At 63.8% G+C, this 21,755-nt stretch carries 5 protein-coding genes; 4 read left to right on the top strand and 1 reads right to left on the bottom strand.

Annotated elements, in window-relative coordinates:
- The first annotated feature begins 200 nt into the window (after positions 1–200).
- Positions 201–1,256, top strand: coding sequence for a DUF1015 family protein (locus CGL56_RS06135; protein WP_099105653.1), 1,056 nt, complete (start codon positions 201–203; stop codon positions 1,254–1,256).
- Positions 1,257–1,283: 27 nt separating this feature from the next.
- Here CGL56_RS06135 and CGL56_RS06140 read toward each other — a convergent pair whose 3' ends face one another.
- Positions 1,284–2,606 carry an ABC transporter permease gene (locus CGL56_RS06140; protein WP_099105654.1) on the bottom strand — a complete coding sequence of 441 codons (1,323 nt, stop codon included), beginning with the start codon at positions 2,604–2,606 and terminating at the stop codon, positions 1,284–1,286.
- Between the two features lie 142 nt (positions 2,607–2,748).
- Between CGL56_RS06140 and tyrS the strand changes: the two genes are divergently transcribed.
- The 3 genes from tyrS to CGL56_RS06155 all read left to right on the top strand — a co-directional run bounded on the left by tyrS (position 2,749) and on the right by CGL56_RS06155 (position 21,578).
- A complete protein-coding gene (gene tyrS, locus CGL56_RS06145; RefSeq protein ID WP_099105655.1) occupies positions 2,749–4,062 on the top strand; it encodes a tyrosine--tRNA ligase in 1,314 nt (437 codons plus the stop codon).
- A gap of 396 nt (positions 4,063–4,458) precedes the next feature.
- Entirely contained in the window at positions 4,459–18,672 is a 14,214-nt protein-coding gene (locus CGL56_RS06150) for a PKD domain-containing protein (protein ID WP_099105656.1), read from the top strand.
- Positions 18,673–18,818: 146 nt separating this feature from the next.
- The gene (locus CGL56_RS06155; protein WP_099105657.1) at positions 18,819–21,578 is read left to right on the top strand and encodes a T9SS type A sorting domain-containing protein; all 2,760 of its coding nucleotides are present in this window, start codon (positions 18,819–18,821) and stop codon (positions 21,576–21,578) included.
- Positions 21,579–21,755: the final 177 nt, after the last annotated feature.

Raw genomic sequence — 21,755 nt, forward strand, 5'->3', positions numbered from 1 at the left:
AAATCATGGGGTTTCCCGGGTAAATTTTTTACCATTTTACAATAATTTGTCGGCCACGGCCGTATATTGCAGACAGACTACCGGCGGCGCCACGCCGCCACAAGATTTTTTATAACTGGGGTTTAGTTCAGGAAAGGTGGGGCACTTGTGCCCCGCCTTTCTCTTTTTGGCCAATTGGTGGTACATTTCCCACCCCTCTCATGATGCCAGCCCTCCACCCCTTCCCCCGCTTTTACCACCCCGCCCCCGGGATCCACGAGGCCCTGCCCGTCACCCGTGCCGGTGTCCGCCAGTTGTCTCCCTTCCCCTTCGCCTGTACGGAGGGGCCCTGCTTTCCGAGTTTGACCATCCGCAACGGAGAGGACGGTCGCACCGCCCACGGTGTCTGCGGACTGCTGTCCGCCGATTGTTTCTCCGACGGTACGGTGAGCCCCCACGAAAAGACCCTCACCGCCCGCCTCAACCGGCAGCAACAGCTGGTTTCCGCCGATCGCGGGGCCCTGGGAAAACCCGTCCTGCTGACCACACCCAGTCTGAACGGCGCCCTGTCCGGCAACCTGCCCGACGCCCAGTCGGACCCGGTGGTCTTTTACGGCGACAATCACATCTACCGCCTCCAGCGCGGCGCCCTGCCGGGCAACGGGCCGCTGCCCCTCACCGGCCCCCTGGTCATTGCCGACGGCCACCACCGGGCCTACACCCACGCCCAACTGGCCGCGGGAGGGCGGGCGGACTGCCAGTTCATCCCGGTGGTGATCGTGGAGGCCGGAGAGCTTTTTATCGGCACCTTTTTACGCCTGATCGACGGCGAAGGACGCTCCCTCCCTACCCTGCTGGACCAGCTGGAACCGTTCTTTACCATCTCGGCCACCTCCTGCCCCCGTCCGCCCGGCCACGCCGGGGAATGGCTACTGAGCTACCGGGACAACCACTTCCTGCTGTCGCGGCGCGACGGCGCTTCCACCGATACCGATCCGGGCTGGATCAATGCGGAAGTCCTGCCACGCGTCTTCGGCATCACCGATACCCGCAGCGACCCCCGCATCACTTCCGTGGATCCACCCCCGGTGATCGAGGGACAGGTGCACTACGACGCGGGCTACGAAGAAAAGATAAAATTGCTGGGCTTCCCCCTCAGCCGCGACCGCTTCTTCACAGAGGTACAGGCCGGGCGCACCCTGCCCCCCAAGAGTACCCGTTTTGAGCCGCGAGTGCCCAGCGGGTTGCTGGTGTGGATACCTGGAAACGCGAGCTAAGCTCGCGAACCGGGCGCGGGGACCGGGCTACTTGAACCGAATGGCCTTTACCGGGTCGATCTTGGTAACCAGGTAAGACGGCAGCACCAGGAACAGCAGGGTGACGCAGAAGGTACCCACGTTCAGTCCCAGGATGGTGAGCCACTCCAGCTTGATGGGTGCCACGGCCAGGTAGTAGCTTTCTTCGTCGAGCTGGACGACGCCGTAGGTCTTTTGTACCCAGGCCAGTCCCAGTCCGAGTCCGTTGCCGAGCAGCAGCCCCACCACCACGATGAAGCCCGCGTAGTAGAGGAAGATCTTGCGGATGCCCCAGTTGTGCTGCCCGAGTGCCTTCAGGGTACCGATCATATTGGTCCGCTCCAGGATGAGAATGAGCAGTGCGGTCATCATGTTGATGATGGCCACCAGCACTACCAGGATCAGGATGATGATGCCGTTGTAGTCCTGGATGTCCAGCCAGTTGAAGAGTTCGCGCAGCTTGTTGCGGATGCTGTCGGCGTATAGGTGCTGGGGCAGGACGTCGTAGTGGATGTAATCGGAAAAGGCGTCCAGGTCGTCGATGTCTTCCAGGATCACCTCGAATCCGCCCACCTGGTCGTCCTGCCAGTTGAGCAAGCGGCGGAGCTGCTTGATGTCGACAATGGCGAATTTGCTGTCGTACTCCTCCAGGCCGGTCTTGTAGATGCCCCGTACGGTGAAGGCCCGGTTCTTCTCCTCCCGCAGTCCGCTGAAGTAAACGAAGTCGACCCGGTCGCCCACCCCGATCCGGAGCCGGCGGGCCGTGCTGTTGGAGATCAGGATGTCGCGGGAGGTGGAGTCCGGGACCACGTTCAGCGGTTCGCCCTCCACGAGGTACTGCCCGAAGTCATCCCAGCCGAAGTCTTCGGCGATGCCCTTCAGGATGAGGGGCTCGGTATCGGCCAGCCGCTCCCCTTCCTGGAAGGAGGAGATGATGCCGGGTAGCAGAATGAACTGCTGGATGTGCTTCACTCCGGCCTGGGTGGTACGCAGTTCACCGCCGTTGCCGCCGAGGGGGTCGGTGAAATCCCGGTACTCGATGGGCCCCAGGTCCGCCAGGCCCGGGTAGAATTCCTGCCGGTTGCTGATCGGAAACTCCGAGGTGAGCATGATGTCGCTGGCAGCCTGCTCCTCGGTGATGTGGATGTGCCCCCAGAAACCGAAAATCTTGGCCGAGATTTCGGACTTGAAGCCGGAGATGAGGGCGCTAGCGAGCACCATGACGGCCATGGAAATGGCCACGGCCGCCACGGCAATACCGATGATGGTACGGCTGATCGACTGACTGCCGCCCTTGGCGACGCCCCGGGCCAGGAAGAGGGGAAGGTTCATGGACGGGCAAAGATAGTACGTTCGGCTCCGCGTCCGGAACCAAAAAGCCCGGCCTTTCCGTTTGTCGTGGCACCCGCGGTCGCGCCAACGGTTGCCCCCATGCTATATTTGCGCCCTTCTACGCATAACCCCTAATCGCATTATGGATTTCATTGCCGAACTCGAGTGGCGTGGCATGCTCCACCAGCTTACCCCGGGCATCCGGGAACACCTTGCCGAAGCCCCCCGCCGGGCCTATATCGGCTTCGACCCCACCGCCCCCTCCCTGACCATCGGCAACTACGTACAGGTGATGCTGCTGCTCCACTGGATGCGGGCCGGGCATGAGGCCGTGGTGCTCTTTGGCGGCGCTACCGGCCGCATCGGCGACCCCAGCTTCAAGGAGCAGGAGCGCGACCTGAAGACCTACGACGAGCTCGATGGGAACCTGGCTCACCAGCGGCAACAGATGGAGCGGCTGCTGCGGGCGGGCGCGGGTGCCGGGCAAGGCAGTGAAGCCACGGTGGTCAACAACCTCGACTTCTACCGCGAAATGAACGTACTGGACTTCCTGCGGGTGGTGGGCAAAACCCTGACCGTGAGCTACATGATGAGCAAGGACAGCGTGAAAAACCGCCTGGAAACCGGCATGTCGTTCACCGAATTCAGCTACCAGTTGCTGCAGGGCTACGACTTCCAGAAGCTTTACGCCGAGCGGGGGGTGACCGTCCAGATGGGCGGCTCCGACCAGTGGGGCAACATCACCAGTGGCACCGAATTCGTGCGTCGCAACCTGGAGGCAAAAGCCTACGCCGTGACCACCCCATTGCTGACCAAGGCCGACGGCAGCAAGTTCGGCAAGAGCGCCGAAGGCAACATCTGGCTGGACGCCGAGCTGACCAGCCCCTACGATTTCTACCAGTTCTGGGTGCGGGCCGACGACGCCGACGTGGCCACCTACCTGAAGTACTTCTCCCTGCGCGACAAGGAGGATATTCTGGCCGACTGCGCCGTACTGGAGGCCCACCTGGGCGGGGAGGACCGCTACCGGGAGGTGAGTGCCATCAAGACCGGGCTCGCCGCCGAGCTCACCCGCCGCATCCACGGGGACGAAGGACTGCTGACCGCCGAACGGGTCACCAACCTCCTGTGGGGCAAGGGTGCCACGCCGGAAGACCTGCGGGCCCTGGACGCCAAGGCCTTCCGGTCGCTGAGCGGCAACATTCCCACCTTTGCGATTGCTGCGGATGTCCTCCCCGTATCCCTGTTGGACCTCCTCTCCGAGCACAGCACCGTGACCGGTAGCAAGAGCGAAGCGAAGCGGGCGGTGCAGGGGAATGCCATCTCGGTGAACAAGGAAAAGGTTTCCGACGTGGACGCCGAGGTCAGCCCCGCCGATCTCCTCCACGGCCGCTACCTCATGGTGGAAAACGGCAAGAAAAACCGCTACCTCTTCACCGTGGAAGGGGCCGCCTAACGACCTTACTACCTGAATATTGCCCCGACAAGGGCCTTTTTTCACCTTTCACCGGATTTTTCCGGGGGAAAGTTGGCCGCGGATGGCCGGCGGCGTACCTTGTCGGGGTATTACAACTTTCTGTGGGAGATTTCTTCCACCACTTGCCTAACTAACCCGCTCCGGCTTTCCGATGGTCGTTTTGCAAGTCCTCCTTTTTAGAGGACGTTGCTCCTTCCCCACGGTAACTGTGAACGATGGCCCGCCTGCCCCATAGCCTAACACCACGATGTTGCGCGCAACACCCCGCGTCTGTCGTTGGGGTTGTATATTGAAGATCACTAGGCTCACCGCCTTATTGCTTATACGTCTTTTGTTTTTCATCCCGGTTTTCCGGGCGACACACTTTGAACACACATGAAAGCTTTTGCCCTGGCAGCCTTTGGCCTGCTGTTGACCTGCCTGTTGGTGTCGGCCACCGGCGCGCCGGTTGACGCCCCCACCCTCACTTTTTCGGAATCCTCCCTGTCGTTTTCCAGCGACGGGACCGCTCCGGTTGGCAACCGTACCGTCACCCTGACGACGAGTGACAACGCCGCGCCGCTGATCACCCTCTCCGACGATCCCCACGCCGGGGAATGGCTGGTGTTCCCCGCTCAGACGGCAAAGGGAGAACTGACCATCGGGGTGAAGGCCGGACTGGCCCCTGGTACCTACCAGACCAGTCTGTTCGCCACCGCCAACGGCTTCGATGCGGCCGAGCTGCCGGTCACCTTCCAGGTGACCGCCGCCACCGCGGAGCAGCCCCGGGTTACCGGTGTGTTCCCGCCGAACGGGTTGCAGGGCGTTTCGACCAATACCTCCATCTCGGCCAATGCCCTCTACCTGCCCAACGGACAGAACGGCATTTTCGGCGTGGACAATGAGAGCATTACCACCCAGACGGTGCGGCTGTTCAAGCTGCCCTCGGGCACCGAGGTACCCGCCACCGTCAACGGTACCGGCGGGGGCGACGCCATCAACCTGACGCCCCTGCTGCCGCTGGAGCCCAATACCTCCTACCTCTTCACCATCAACGGGGTGAAGGACCTGACGGGCGCGCCCTTTGAGTTGTTTTACTCCACCTTCCGCACCGACGACGGCGGTGGCAACGGGGGCGGCAACCTGGAGGACGTGGCCTTTGTCTCGGCCGGCCCGGTCGGCGGTTCCGGCCACTTCACCTCCCTCACCGTCGGTCCCGACGGCCTGCTGTACGCCCTCAGCCTGGAAGGTGTCATCAGCCGGTGGACCATCGAGGCGGATGGCACCCTTTCCAACCGCACCGACATCACCACCCTGAGCGACAACTACGGATCGCGGTCGGCCATCGGCTTCACTTTCGCCCCTACGGCTACGGCCAGCCAGCTGGTGGCCTACGTCACCCACGTTTCTGGTGGCCTGACCAACGGTCCGGCCTGGGACGGCAAGATCAGCCGCCTGTCGGGCCCCGATCTGGCCGACGAGGACCTCATCGTAACCAACCTGCCGCGGTCGCGCCGCGACCACCTGACCAACAGCATCGCCTTCCGGCCCGGTGAGGACCGCGTACTCTACTTCCTGCAGGGCAGCAATACGGCCGGTGGGGCTCCGGACAAGTCGTGGGGCAACCGCAAGGAGCGGCTGCTTTCCGCCGCCGCCCTGCGGCTCGACCTGGACAAACTGCCCGAAAGTGCCTGGCCGCTGAACGCCAAGACGACGATGAACGCGGCCGCCATTAATGCCGCCGACGTCAATAGTCCTACCCTCGGCACTGGCCAGGGAACCTACACCGAGAACGGTGAGACCTTCCCCGACGACGGAACCTATAACCCCTACTACCGCGAGGCACCCCTTACCCTCTACGCCACCGGCGTGCGCAACGCCTACGACCTGGTGTGGCACTCCAACGGCCAGCTCTACATCCCCACCAACGGCACGGCCGGCGGCAGCAACTCCCCCGCTTCGATCGACGGTACCCGCCGCCCCGACGGAACCTTTTACCGCTACGCCGACGCCTCCGGTGCCTACCCCGTAGTCCCCGAAGCCCTGGGCAACAACACCCAGCGCGACTGGCTCTTCCGGATCGACCCCACCGCCGGCCTGGGCTACTACGGCCACCCCAATCCCCTTCGCGGACAGTTCGTCATGAACCGCGGAGCGGTGGACGTGGACCAGTACCCCGCCGGCGTACTCCCCGACGACAACTACCGGGGCGCCGCATTCGATTTTGAATTCAACAAGAGCCCGAACGGGGTGATCGAATACCAGTCGAACGCCGAGAACGGTGCCTTGCGCGGTGCCCTCATCGTCTGTCGGTACAGCGGCGGCAGCGACCTGATCGTCCTGAAGCCGGACGGCCCGAACGGCGACATCGGCACGGCCCGCACCGGCGTACCCGGATTCACTGGTCTGACGGACCCCCTGGACCTCACCGAGGATCCCGCTACCGGCAACCTCTACGTTTCCGATTTCGGGGTTCAGGGCATCATTCTGCTCAAGCCCAGTAACCAGGCTACCCCCCAGCCGGCCATTACCCTGAACCCCGAGGCGGTACTGACCGACGCGGTAGTGGGCAGCAGTGCCTCGACCACCGTCTTCATTGCCAATACGGGGAACGCCGCCCTGGAGAACGCTACGGTAACCCTTACCGGCCCAGCTTCCTCCCAATTCGCCCTCGACGCCACTTCCCTGCCGTCCACCCTGGCCGCCAACAGCACGGCTTCGGTGGAGGTCCGCTTTGTGCCTACTTCGGCCGGGGCCAAATTCGCCACCCTTACCCTGGTCGGCAGCAATACCGAGCCGGTCTCCATCCCCCTGAGCGGACTGGGAAAGAACGGCACCGCCGGCGACCTGGAGCCCTCCCTACAACACATCTTCGACGTGTACCAGTTGCCGCTGACCGTCGGCGACCAAAACCCCGCCACACCGACCATCGAAACCGCGGCCGGCGACTACAACCTCCGCCTCGGCGACGAGGCGGACGTGCCGGCCTTCGTGCGGGCAACGGACGGCCCCGTAACGGTGGAGGTATTATCGGTCTTTGCGCCCCAGACCAATGATCCCGTACTCTCCCTGGGCTGGTACGAAACCGGCGACGCGGCCTCCACCACGGAGGTGCTGGTCTTGGGCAACGGCATTACCGGAAACGGCCAGACCCTCCAGCCCAAGGTGACCGGTGGCACGAGTTTCGACCCCGGCTCCCTGCCCTTCGGATTTTACACCCAGTGGCCCGTCCACGGGGACCGGACGGTTTACAGTGAGGACAGCCTGAACACCTTCACCGGTGCCGTGCCCCGCCACGTAAGGGTATACCCCCTGCCCGGCGAGGAAAACGCCTACCTACTGGCCTTCGAGGCGACCACCGACACCTACGCCTACCAGGACGTGGTCGTCGTGGCCCGTAACGTAGAGCCCGTACCGGGCACCACCCTGGTTGCCGCTCCTGGGGAATTGCTGTTTGAGACCACGGTGAATACCGAAGGGGTCCAGACGATGACCAAAACCGTAAGCGTCACCAACCAGGGCCGCCGCCCCCTTTCCATCATTGGGGTAGCGCTGGCGGGTCCCTTTGCCGACCAGTTCTCGGTGGCGGGCCCCACGGCACAGACCCTGGCACCCGCGGCCGCGCAAACTTACACCATCACTTACGCCCCGGACCTTACGGCCAGCGACCTGGGTCACCAACCCGCCTCCCTGGTCATCACCACCGACGTGGAAGGGGAAGCCCCCCTCACCATCGGGCTGCATGGCCTGAAGAAAGCCGGCTACGAGGGCAACCAGGAACCCGCATTACAGTCCATCGTGGACGTGCTCGGCTACGGCATCGACGTGGGCTGGACTACCCTGGCCCACCACACCCTGGTCGACCCCCAGGGCGACGAGGCAATAGCCCCGATCTTCGAAGCCGCGGCGCCCGGCCCCGTGACCCTGCGGCCACTGGCCCGCTATTCCCCGGCGGAGTCTCTGCCCTTTGGCTACTACACCAACGGAGGTAACCTGGCCCTCAACCAACTGGGCGTACTGGCTTCCGGACTGAACGAGGCCCAGACCCTCTTCCCCTCCCTGCAGTCGGGCTACACTTCCTTCGTGGCCCCGGCCGAGCCCTTCGGCATTTTCGTGGAGTCCAAGACCTTCAACCGTTTCAACTACACCGAGGACGGACTGAATACCGAGGTGGCCCACCGGGTCCGGGTCTATCCCGCCCGCGACCGCAGCGGCACCCTGCTGCCCCACACTTACCTGGTTTGCTTTGAGGACGCCACCAATGGCGACTACCAGGACTACGTATTCCTTCTTTCCAACGCCCGGCCCGTGGAGTTGGGGTCGCAGGTGCTGCGGTTCGCCGAAGACCGCATTGCGCTGGAGGCACCCACCGGTGGTCTTTCCGCGGCCTACCCTACCCAGCTTACGGCCAGCGTACCACTGAGCGGTCAGCCCATCACCCTCTCGGCCGACCAGCCCTGGGTGGTGCTGCCCCAAAATCCGGCCACGAATACCCCCCTGTCGTTCGCCGTCAACGCCATTGACCTGCAGAACGGCCACTACGAAGCCACCGTGGTGGCCCGTGCCCAGGGGTACGTGCCCGCCATCCTCCAGCTGGAGGTTTTCGTCAAGGACGAAGTAGCCTACGCCGTGAAGGTCAATTTCCAGGACGGTTCCTTCACTCCGCCCGCCGGCTACCTGGCCGATGCGGGAGCAGCCTACGGCATGCAGGGTCAGGGCCTCCAGTACGGATGGATCGACGCGGACAGCCGGCAGCCGGCCTCGAACACCGGGGAAGCCACCGGGTCCCTGCGCGGAATCACCAACGGCAGTCCGGGCACGGAGAAGCTCATGCACTCCTTCAACATGTTCGACTACACCAAGGCCGCCACGCGCCAGCACCGGCTCTGGGAGGTAGCGGTACCCAACGGCCGCTACCGCGTGGAAACCGCCGTCGGCGACGCCACCAAGTCGAACAGTCGCCACAGCGTACGGGCGGAAGGCGTGACCTTGATCGAGGACCACAAGACCACTTCCGCGGAACTGTTTGAGGTAGCCACTGGCATCGTGGAGGTTATCGACGGCAAACTGACCATCGACGACTACTCGATCAACCCCGACGGCAATACGAAGATCATTTACCTGACGGCCACCCAGCTGAGCGGGGAGTGGTCGGCTCCCGCCCTGATCGCGAATGCCGACGGTCCGCGGGATGCGTCCGGTAACCTGCGCGGCGCGGCCACGATCGAACTGCTGGCCACGGCCGCCTCGGCCAACGCCGGTATCCAGTCGCTGACCTACAGCGTAAACGGTGCGGCTACCCAGCCGTACACCCAGCCGCTGTCGCTGTCCGTTTCGGGAAGTCCGCAGACCTTCCGCATCACCGCCCGCGCCGTCGATACCCGGGGGCGGGCCACTACCCTGGACACCACTTTCGCCCTGGTGCCAAGCAGTGGTGCCCGGCTCCGCCTGGAGAACCTGACCAAGATCCCCGGCACCAACCGCTCCTTCCCGGCCGATAACTTGCTGGCCTTCCACCGCTTCAAGTCGGAAAAAACCTTCAATGGCCAGCGGCCTGCCTTCTGGGATAACAACCGCCTGCGGCTGCACAATGAAGGCACGGCTTCCCTGGTAATCCAGGACCTGGGAGTGACCGACCCGGTCCGCTTCACGGTGGAAGGAGCGCCCACCGCGGGGAACCCCCTGACCATACCCGCCGGTGGATACACCGACGTAACGGTGCGCTTCATCGCCGACGAGCCCAGCGGGGTGGAGAAGGCCACCTTCTACGATTCCCTGCGGGTAGTTTCCAATGCCGACAACGGCGGGGAGGTATCCGCCCACTTCCGTGGCGCCTACTCGGAATTCATCGAGGGGATCAATGAGCTGACCAACCAGCACGTCTTTGAAGCCCTGTGGTTCGGTACCGAGATGGGGCGTGACGAGCAGTTCGAATACCTGGTGTTCCCCAGTTCCGACCGGCCTACCCCGGCCGACGTGACCAACGGGGTGCACGGTGACCTGATCCTGTCCGACTACTTCGAGCAGGCCGACCCCAACAAACCCGTTCGGATGGTCCATCTGGGTGCTTTCCATGGATTCGGCGGGGAGGACAGCCGCTTGCTGACCAGCAGTGGGCAGACCATCTTCTCCTACAACCACGGCTCCTACTGGTTCCAGACCATCCTGCCCCGGGCCACCAACTCTTCCACGGTTCAGGCCGGCAACGCCACCAACACCATCAACGGGCCTTTCCAGGTTTCCATTGCGGGCTACAAGTCGACCGGCGGCAACCGCAGCGGCAACTACGCCAGCCAGATCCTGGGCATCCGGATGTACGCCGCCCTCGATCACCGGGGTGAGCCCATTCCGAACGAGTACATCGTGCTGCAGGATTACATCGGCAACGGCTGCGCCCAGGGTGGCGGCAACTGCGACTGGCAGGACAACGTGGCCTACCTCATCAACGCCCGCCCGGTGAACCAGTCCTCGGTGAGTTCCCTACCCGTATTCTACGCTACGGCCAATGAGCCGGAGCACTACGAGGCAGCACCCTACTACAACCCCGGCTACCCCGGCAACCGCTTCCGCTACTCGGCCACCCTGGCCGGCGGCGGTGCCCTCCCCCACTGGGTGCAGATCGACCGCCGCAGCGGCAGGATAACGGCCCGCCCGCCCTTCTCCCTGTCGGGACAATCGGTGAACCTGACCGTGACGGGTGCGGACAACAACGGAAGGAATCTCTCCGCCAACCTGCGGATAGAAATCAGCACCTCGGCTACCCCCTGCACGGTCAACGCCAACGCGGACGGGCTGCCCAAGGTCATCTTCTGCCAGGGAACTTCGGTCCAACTGAGGGGGGATGCCTCCACGGGCGTCTACCGCTGGACGGGCCCCAACGGCTTTGTTTCCTCCCTGCAAAACCCCGTCGTCACCACCCCGGGCACCTACCAGCTGGCTTCGGTGACCATGGACGGCAGCAGCTGCGGCACGGCCGCTACGGTAACCGTGACGGAGGACTTTACCCAGGGCCCGCCCCTGGCCATCGATGCCCCCACTACCGTTCTGGGCTGCACCGTTGGTTCCATCGACCTGGTGGCCGACAGTGAAAGCGAGAACCCCACTTACGTCTGGTACGCGGGAACAACGCGCATCGGTACGGGAGCTGCACTCACCGTTACCGAGGCCGGCACGTACACGGTGGAGGCCACGGCCGCCAACGGGTGCCGCACTTCTACTACGATAAACATCACCGAAGACTACTCCCCCCCGAGCGCCGGCAACGATGGCAGCATTACCGTATGCGCCGCCGATGCCCCCTTCAGCCTCTTCGACGAACTGTCGGCCTTTGGGGGCAACCCCCAGTCCGGTGGCAGCTGGACGTTCTACGGTGAGGCCATGCCCGACACCTTCGACCCGGCCACCGGCTACCCCGGAACCTACACCTATTGGGTCGGCGGACGGGCGGGGTGCCCCATTGATGAGGCTACCCTCAGCGTTTCGGTCACCCCGGCCACGACCTACTTCCGCGATGCGGACGGGGACGGCTTCGGAGACTCCTCCCTCACCCTCCAGGGCTGTGTGGGCGGCAAGACCGGCTACGTCAGCAATGGATCCGACTGCAACGATGGAGACGCCTCGGTGCACCCGGGCGCGGGCGAAGCCTGTGATGGCCTCGACAACAACTGCGACGGACAAGTAGACGAAGGCGCTGCCTGTGTTGCCCAGGGGCCGGTAAAACGCATCAACGCCGGCGGTCCGGAGGTATTCCTGAACGGACTGCGGTTCGAAGCCGACCAGGCCTACTACGACGGATACGCCTCGGGCAACAGCCAGCTGGACATTCCGAGCCTTTACCAGACCATGCGTACAGCGGGAAGCCCCTACTACGTCCGGTATTACTTCCCCATGGAAGCCGGAGAATACCGGGTGCGCCTGCACTTTGCCGAAACTTACTGGGGTGCCCCGGGAGGCGGATCGGGCGGACCGGGCAGCCGCGTGTTTGACGTGGTGATCGAGGGCAACCGGGTACTGAACAATTACGACATCGCCGCCGAGGTAGGCAGCGGTCAGCCCGTAGTGAAGGAGTTTACGGTCAACAACAGTGACGGTAACTTCTTTATGTACGTCGACGCCCGGTCCACCTCCGGCGGCGTCAACCAGCCGCTAATTTCGGGCTTTGAAGTGATCAGCACGGCCAACACCAACACCGGTCCCAACCAGGATCCCGTGGCGGTGGTCACGGCCGAACCCGGTAGCGGAACCGCCCCTCACACCGTACGCCTTGACGGCTCGGCCAGCAGTGACCCTGACGGCAGCATCTCAGCCTATGAATGGAGCTGGGCCGGGGGCACCCTGAGTGGCCCGAGCCACGCCCTGCAGCTGAACCAGGGCAGTCATACTTTCTCGCTTACCGTGACGGATGACCGCGGCGCCCAGAACAGCGCCTCCGTAACCGTAACCGTGGGCGACCCCGTGTACGACGCGGATGGCGACGGCATTGCCGACGCCGAGGACAATTGCCCCACCCGTTACAACCCCGACCAGTCGCTGAGCACCTACTACGCCGACGCCGACGCCGATGGCCTCGGTGACCCCAACGTATCCATACTGGCCTGTGTCCCTCCGACCGGCTACGTAGACAATGCCCTGGACCTCTGCCCCGAAGTAAGCGACCCCAATCCGGCCGATACCGACAACGACGGCCTGGGTGACGCCTGTGATCCGGACGACGACAACGACGGGGTTCCCGACACCCAGGACTGTGCCCCCCTGGACGACCGCTACGGGTCTCCCCAGGTATTCTACGCGGACCTGGACGGCGACGGATTTGGTGACCCCAGCCAGGCGACCCTGGCCTGCGTGCCCCCCCAGGGCTACGTCAAGAACCGCACCGACAACTGCCCGGCTACCTACAACCCTGCCCAGACCGATACGGACGGCGACGGCGTGGGCGATGCCTGTCCGAACCAGAACCAGGCCGCTACCTCCTTCTGGCTGGAAGCCGAATGTGGGACCGTGGGTTCGGTCTGGACCATCCGGCCCGACCCCCAGGCCTCGAACGGCCGCTACGTGGATGCCGTGGGCAACTACAACCTCGCGGCACCTCCGGCCGATATCCCATCGAACCGCATCCGCTTCAGCCTGACCAATGCCCAGGCCGGCAACTACAACCTGTTCGGACGGGTACGGGCCGCCAATGGAGACGGTGACTCCTTCTTCCTGCGCCTCAACGGGGGGGAATGGGTGAAGTGGTCCGGTGGCATCACCGTCGACGGAAACTTCAACTGGAACCTTTACCGGGGAGGCACCCTGCCCCTGGTGGCGGGCACCAACACCCTGGACATTGCCTGGCGGGAAGGCGAGGCCCAGTTGGACAAGCTCCACCTGGACCTGGATGCCACCCTGCCCACCAACCTGGGAGAAACCGCCGCCAACTGCAACGGCGCGCCGAACGTGCCGCCTACCGCCGTAGCGGTGGCCAACCCCACGGAGGGCCCCGCCCCCCTGACGGTTACCCTCGACGCCAGTGGCTCGAGTGATTCCGACGGGCAAATCGACACCTATTTCTGGGAATGGCCCACCGGTTACGCTACCGGGCGCACCCCGACCGTAACCTTCCCGGCCGGCAGCTACCCCATCACCCTGACCGTAATCGACGATCGCGGCGGTGCCGACAGTGATGAATTGGCGGTGTTGTCGCTGGACGCAGGTGCCGACACGGACGGCGACGGGTTCGCGGATCTGGAAGACAGCTGTCCGACGGTCTACAACCCCGACCAGCAATTGCTGACCTACTACGCCGACTTTGACGGCGACGGCTTTGGTGACCCCGCCAACAGCGTACAATCCTGCGAAGCCCCCGACGGCTACGTTGCCGTGGCCGGCGACAACTGCCCGACCGTAGCCAACCCCGACCAGGCGGATACCGACAACGACGGGCTCGGCGATGCCTGTGACAATGATTCCGACAACGACGGGGTAACCGACGCCAACGACTGTGCCCCCACGGATCCGACCATCGGCCGCGGCACCCTCTACTACGCCGACCAGGACGGCGACGGCTTTGGTGACCCCAATGAACCGATCCGTTCCTGCACCCCGGTAGCCGGCTACGTAACCAACGCTGACGACAACTGCCCCTACGCCGCCAACCCCGACCAGGCCGACAGCGACAACAATGGCGTCGGTGACGTCTGTGAAGGAGTGGTCTACCGCGACGATGCCTTCTGGCTGGAAGCCGAATGTGCCGTAGTAGGCAGCGCCTGGACCACGGTGTCCGACGCCGCGGCCAGCAACGGTGAATACGTACACGCTCCCGGCAACAGCACCCTGGCCACCCCACCGGCCGACATCGAGGACAACCACCTGCGATTCCTCCTCGACAACGCCGCGGAGGGAAGCTACCAGCTTTTCGCCCGCATTTCGGCCCCCAATCCCGACAACGACTCCTACTGGGTCCGCGTCAATAACGGAGCCTGGTTCAAATGGTCCGGCGGCATCACCGTGGACGGAAACTTCAACTGGAACAAGTTCAACGGCAGCCTTAGCCTGGTGGACGACATCAACCTGATCGACATCGCCTGGCGGGAAGGGGGTGCCAAACTCGACAAGCTATACCTGGCCATCGCAGGTACCCTGCCCACTACCCTCGGGGAAGACGCCTCCAACTGCGGCGGCGGCGGCAACTCCGACCCCGTGGCGGTGGCCAAGGCCAACCCCACTTCCGGTCCGGCTCCCCTCGCGGTAAGCCTCAACGGAAGCGAGTCGATTGATATAGACGGCAGCATTGTTGACTACGCCTGGGCGTGGAACGGAGGTACGGCTTCCGGAGCCACCCCACAGGTGAGCTTCCCGACCGGCAACTACGTGGTAACCCTCACCGTCACCGACGACCTCGGCGCGGTAGCTACCGACGTGGTTTCCATCAGCGTCTACGATCCCAACCAGGATGCGGATGCGGATGGCGTGCCGGACGCAACCGACAATTGCCCGGCGGTCTACAATCCCGACCAGCAACTCCCGACCTTCTACGCCGACCATGACGGAGACGGATACGGTGACCCCGGCGAATGGGTACGCAGTTGCACGCCCCCGGCCAACTTCGTGGACAACGCCGACGACAACTGCCCCTACGCTACCAACCCCGACCAGGCCGACAGCGACAACAACGGCGTGGGTGACGTCTGCGAGGGCGTAACCTACCTCGTGAACGAGTTCTGGCTGGAAGGCGAGTGCGCCACCGTCGGAAGCAGCTGGACGGTCGGCAGTGACCCCGCCGCCAGCAACGAGGAATACGTGCACGCTCCCGGACAGCGGTCCATGACGAATGCCCCGGCGGACGTGGCCGACAACCAGGTGCGGTTCTTCCTTGACCGGGCCGAAGCCGGCAGTTATCATCTCTTCGCCCGGATTTCCGCGGCTAACGCCGACAGCGACTCCTACTGGGTCCGCCTCAACGACGGAGCCTGGATCAAGTGGTCCGGCGGCATCGTCAACAACGGCAGCTACCAGTGGAACAAGCTCAACCAAACACTGGCCCTGAGCGAAGGAGTGAACGTAATCGACTTCGCCTGGCGTGAGGGCGACGCCAGGCTCGACAAAATTCACCTCGGCCTGGAAGCCACCCCGCCCACCGGACTGGGAACCCCGGCAACCAACTGCGGACAGACGGGCAACCGTCCGCCCCTGGCTGTAGCCGATGCTACCCCCCGCAGCGGCCCCACGCCCCTGAACGTTACCCTGGATGGCACCGGATCCTCCGATATCGATGGCAACATCGCCAGCTACGCCTGGTCGTGGGAGGGCGGTTCCACTACTGGCCCCCAGCCCCAGGCCACCTTCCCGGCCGGCAGCTTCGAGGTGACCCTGACGGTGACCGACGACCTCGGGCTGTCGAATTCCGACCAGGTAACCATCAACGTGTATGACCCATCGGTCGACACCGACAACGACGGCGTACCCGACGCCAGCGACAACTGCCCGACGGTAGCCAACCCTGACCAGAGCCTGCCGGTATTCTACGCCGACTTCGACGGCGACGGACTGGGCGACCCCAACGACCAGGTGGAAGCCTGCACGGCCCCGGCCAACTACGTGGCCAACGCCGACGACCGCTGCCCTACCGTATACGACCCCACCAATGCGGACAGCGACGGGGACGGAATCGGTGATCCCTGTGACGGATACGCGGGAGAAAGCACCGACTACGCCTTTGAGGCCGAGTGTGCCACCGTAGGCGGCGGCTGGATAACCGTAAGCGCCCCCGAAGCTTCGGCCGGTAGCTACGCCGTCTTCCAGGGCGGCAACCAGTCTACCGCCCCGGTAACGGAGGATCCTTACCAACAGGTGTCTTACTCCCTCGAGGTCACGGAATCCGCTACCTACTACCTGTACCTGCGCCTCGACGCCCCGGACGGCAACCGGAACTCCCTGTGGGTCCGCGTCGACAATGGGAACTGGATGAAGTTCTGGCGGGAAACGAACGGCGACAACCTGCAAACCGCGGGCCTGGAATGGCGCAAGGTGATGGACGACCGCACCCCCGTTTCCTTTGCCCTGGCGGCGGGTTCCCACACGGTGACCATCGCCAACCGCGAAGCCGGAACCATGGTCGATAAGGTGCAGCTGAGCAACGCCGACCAGGTGCCCATCGCTCTCGGAGCAACGGCCACCAACTGCGGGCCGGCCAACGAAGCACCCACCGCCGTAGCCGGCGCCTCCCCCACTACGGGAGTAGCCCCCCTGGCGGTCACCCTGGACGCAACGGCCTCCTCCGATCCCGACGGTAGTATCGTCGACTACGCCTGGTCCTGGACTGGCGGATCGGCCAGCGGCGCTACCGCTACCGCGACCTTCACCGCCGGAACCTACAACGTAAGCCTGATCGTGACCGACGACCAGGGTGCCGTGGATACCGACGTGGTGGTGATCAGCGTCACGGAAGCCGATACCGATAACGACGGCGTGGCCGACGGTACGGACAACTGCCCGACGGTCTACAACCCCGACCAGACGTTGCCGGTGTTCTACGCTGACTTTGACGGCGACGGGCTAGGTGACCCCAACGACCAGGTGGAAGCCTGTACGGCACCGGCCAACTACGTAGCCAACGCCAACGACAACTGCCCGACGGTCCATAACCCCGATGGCAGCCTGCCGGTGTTCTACGCCGACTTCGACGGCGACGGACTGGGTGACCCCAACGACCAGCTAGAAGCCTGTACGGCACCGGCCAACTACGTAGCCAACGCCGACGACCGTTGTCCCTCGGTGTACGACCCGAGCAACGCCGACAGTGACGGTGACGGCATCGGTGACGCCTGCGAAACGGCCGTAACGGAGTTTGGCCTGGAAGCCGAGTGCGGAACGGCCGGCAGCGGCTGGATGCGCCGCAACGGCAATAACTCCTCCAACGGCAGCTACCTGGAATACGCGGGGAATTCCTACCTCTCCGCTCCCCAGACCAATGATCCCAGCCAGTACATCACCTACTCGGTGGCCGTGGAGGAGGCCGGCACTTATCGCCTGTTTGCCCGCATCAACGCCCCGAGTCTGTCCAGCAATTCCCTGTGGATCCGGGTGGACAACGGCAACTGGATCAAATTCTGGAAGAAAGCCGGTGGCGCTGACCTGCTGACCGATGGCTTCGAATGGCATACGGTGAATCAGGAAGGCAACGCCCTCTCCTTCGGCCTGACCGCCGGCAACCATACCATCACGGTCATCAACCGCGAGGCAGGGACCGGGCTGGACAAGCTGGTACTGGCGAAATCCACCACCGTACCTACGGGTATGGGCGTGGAGGCCACGAACTGCAACAGCGGTATTGCCGATTACGCCTACGAGGCCAATTGCGGCAGCGGCGGTACGGGCTGGGAATACCGGGACGACGCTACCGCTTCCGGCGGCAGCTACCGGGTATTCACCGGTTCCACCAACCGCAACCAACCGACTTCGACCAGCACCTATTCGCAGATGGTCTTCACCGTCGACCTGGCTCAGGCGGCTAACTACCACTTGTTCATCCGCATGAACGGACCGGTGGAAGCCAGCAACTCCTTTTGGGTACGGGTGGACAACGGCAGCTGGATCCAGTTCTGGCAGACCATCGGTGGCGGCCAGCTCATCACCGACGGATTTGAGTGGCGCAAAGTGAACCACAATGGTACCGACGTTTCCTTCAACCTGAGCGCCGGCACCCACACCATCACCATAGCGAACCGCGAGGCGGGCACCGGGCTGGACAAGTTGCTGCTTAGCAAGTTCAGCAATGAACCGGACGGCTTCGGCCCCACCTCCCTGAGTTGCGGAACGGTACAGGCCACCACCGCCCGGACGAATGTCCGCACCACCGCCCCCCTCACCCCGACCAGTGAACTGGCGATTGAAGCCTACCCCAACCCCACCCGGGGTACGCTGAACGTCAGTGTATCCGGTGCTGCGCCGGGACGGGTAAGTGTCCGTATCCTCGGGCCCACCGGACAGGTGGTCCGGTCAGCCGACCGGGACACCGAAACGGGAACGGAGCACCTGGAGTTCCGCGTCGAAGACCTGCCTTCCGGCATGTACTTCCTGCGGGTGACGGGCGGCGACCGGCAGGTAACCCGCAGCTTCATCAAGGTGGAGTAAGGGTCGCTGACCACCGACTATTGTGCAAGGCCCCCGCCGCGGCGGGGGCCTTTTCTATATCCGGAATCCAGAGAATCTGCGGGATAACACCATTTTATCCAGTACTTTGGCCCTCCAGCGGACTAAGCCCCCCAACACGCTTTTACATGCACTGGAAGTTTACTGTTTTTTCTTCTCCCCCGAACCGCTGCGTTCAGGCGGTGCTGATGGGTTTATTGCTGCTCCTTACGGCCACCCTTGCGGCCGGCAGTGGCGCCACGGCCCGCATCGAAAACCTGACGAAACTGCCCGGTACCAACCGGGGTTTCCCGGCGGAAGATTTCTTCACCTTTCACCGCAGCCAGCGACAAACCAACAGCAGGGGAACGGTCCTGTGGTTTGCCAACCGGGCCACGATGCGGATCCACAATGACGGCACCAATCCCCTGGTCATCACCCGGCTGACCACCACCAACACCAGCAACTTTACCATCTCCGGCGTCATCATCCCTACGGGCGGGCTGAAGGTGGCCCCGGGGGGTTACGTAGACGCCACCGTCAACTTCGTGACCGACGGCGGGGAAGCCCGGCGACTGCTCACTGAGCGGCTGGTCATGGACAGCAACGCGGACAACGCGGCCAGCGTCAAAGCCACCTTTCGAGGGGCGTACATGACCTACGTTGAGGGGGGCAGCGAGATCAACGTCCAGCAGGTGTACGAGTCCTTCGGCTTCGGTACGCGGATGGGGGTTGACAACAACGGCAACCTGCAAGTACGGCCCGGTTCCGACTTCCCCCAGGAGAAAAACGTCAACTCCGGCAAGGAGGGCGACTTGATCATTCCCGGGCTCTTCGTCCAGGCCAATCCGGCCAAACCGGTAAGTATGATCCAGATGGCGGCCTTTCACGGACCCGGCTACGCCCCCACGGAGCTCCGCAACGCCGCGGCCTCCCACCTGGTGGGCGGGATGAAGTACCTCCACGGCGAGCGCAGCCACCAGACCCTGTTGCCCCGACTTTCGGACACCAGCAACGACCCGGCCGGTGACTACGCCGCCTCAATCGGGGAACCCTTCCAGATACTGGTGGCGGGCTTTAAAAGCACCGGTGGGGCCTACGACGGATCGCGGCCCGACGAGCTCCTCGGCGTACGCATCTACCGGGCAGTGGACGGCAGTGGCCGAACCATTCCCAATGAGTACATCATCGTGCAAGATTACATCGGTACGGGCTGCGGGGCCGGCTCCAGTAACTGCGACTGGAACGACAACGTGTCCTACATCGCCAACGTACGCCCCCAGGCCGTACCCAGCAGCCTGGAAATCCCGGACCTGATTGTCACCGGGGGCGTCACGAAAGTTTATCCGGTGGCCGACTACTTCGACCGTGGGTACCCCGGCAACCGGCTAACGTACTCCGCCCGCCTGGTCGGCGGGGGCAGCCTGCCCAACTGGATCACCCTGGATCCGAACAGCGCTACGTTCACCGTGAATGCCCCGGAGAACGCCACAGACCGCAGCTACAGCATCGCGGTAACGGCCACCGACTACAACGGCCTCAAGACTGTCTCCACGCTGGACCTGCAGGTCATGGCGTCAGAGGGCGATCCAGACCCCGACCCGGAACCCGCGCCCGCGCCTACCCAAGGCGACTTCTGGCTGGAAGCCGAGTGTGCCCTCGTTGGCGGCCGGTGGACAGAGGAAGCTTCCCCGGCCGCTTCGGGCGGTAAATACGTAGTCTTCCAGGACGGCAACTTCTACGGCGCCCCCCCAGCCGACGAGGCCGGCAACCGCGTACGGTTCGTCCTGATGGATGCCATTCCCGGTGACTATCGGCTGTTTGCCCGCATCGACGCGCCTTCCGGCCTGGACGACAGCTACTGGGTACGCGTAAATAACGGCGGCTGGTACAAGTGGGCCAGCGGGATGCAGCAGGGCGTGGGCTTCGCCTGGAACCAACTGCCCGGCGCGCCCCTGAGCTTGCAGGAAGGGACCAACACCGTTGACTTTGCCTTCCGGGAGGACGGAACCCGACTGGACAAGATCTTCCTGACCTCCGGCGGCACCACCCCCACCGGAACGGGGGCCGCGGCCACCAACTGCGATGCACCCGCGGAGGCCACGGCTTTCTGGCTCGAGGCCGAATGCGGCAGTCTGGGCAGCGGCTGGCAATCCTTCACCGAACAGAATGCCGCCAACTCCGCGTACGTGGAATTTACCGGCGACCGGCACATTGCCGAGCCGACCACCAACGAGCCCGCTCAGCAGGTCACCTTCCCGGTCGATCTGGCCAGCGGTGGTGAGTACCACCTCTTCCTGCGCCTCGACGCCCCCGACCCAGGCCGGAATTCCCTCTGGGTACGCATTGACGATGGCGAGTGGGTCAAGATGTGGGAGGAGATCGGTGGCGCCCAACTGTTGACCTCGGGCTTCGAGTGGCGCAAGGTCAACGACGACGGTGCGGACATTTCCTTTACGCTGGCCGCCGGCCCCCACCTGATCCGAATCGCGAACCGCGAGCCCGGGACGCGGCTCGACAAGGTGTACCTATCGCCCTCCAGCGAACTGCCCACCGGCCTGGGTGCATCGGCTACCAACTGCGGGACCGCCGCGGCGACCCTGCGTCCCGAGCGCACCGAGTTTTCCGCTGTCGCTCCACAACAGACCCGCATGGATGGCCAACCCGCCCTCTACCCCAACCCCAGCCGGGGAGAGATCAACCTGTCCTGGGAAAGCCCGTTCACCGGTACGGTCGAAGTACAGGTGTTCGACCTGACCGGCCGGGAAGTGCACCGGACCAGGCTCGAGAAAGCGACTACGTTCATTGAGGCACAATTGGACCTGCCCCACCTGCCACAGGGTAGCTACCGCCTGCTGTTGACCGAAGGTGACCACCGTACCATATTGCCCTTTGCCAGGTTGCAATAACGTTGAATTACCGGGTATATCAATCGGAGGGGCCGCGTCGAATGACGCGGCCCCTTTTTTTGTGCTTTACAATCACACGCATAACGTCCGACCTACTCTACAGCCTTTTGTTCAATACAAAACATAAAATCGATTCCTATAAAGCAAATATTATTAAAAATTAAGACATATATACAT

Source organism: Neolewinella marina, from assembly GCF_002631205.1.
Lineage (GTDB): Bacteria > Bacteroidota > Bacteroidia > Chitinophagales > Saprospiraceae > Neolewinella > Neolewinella marina.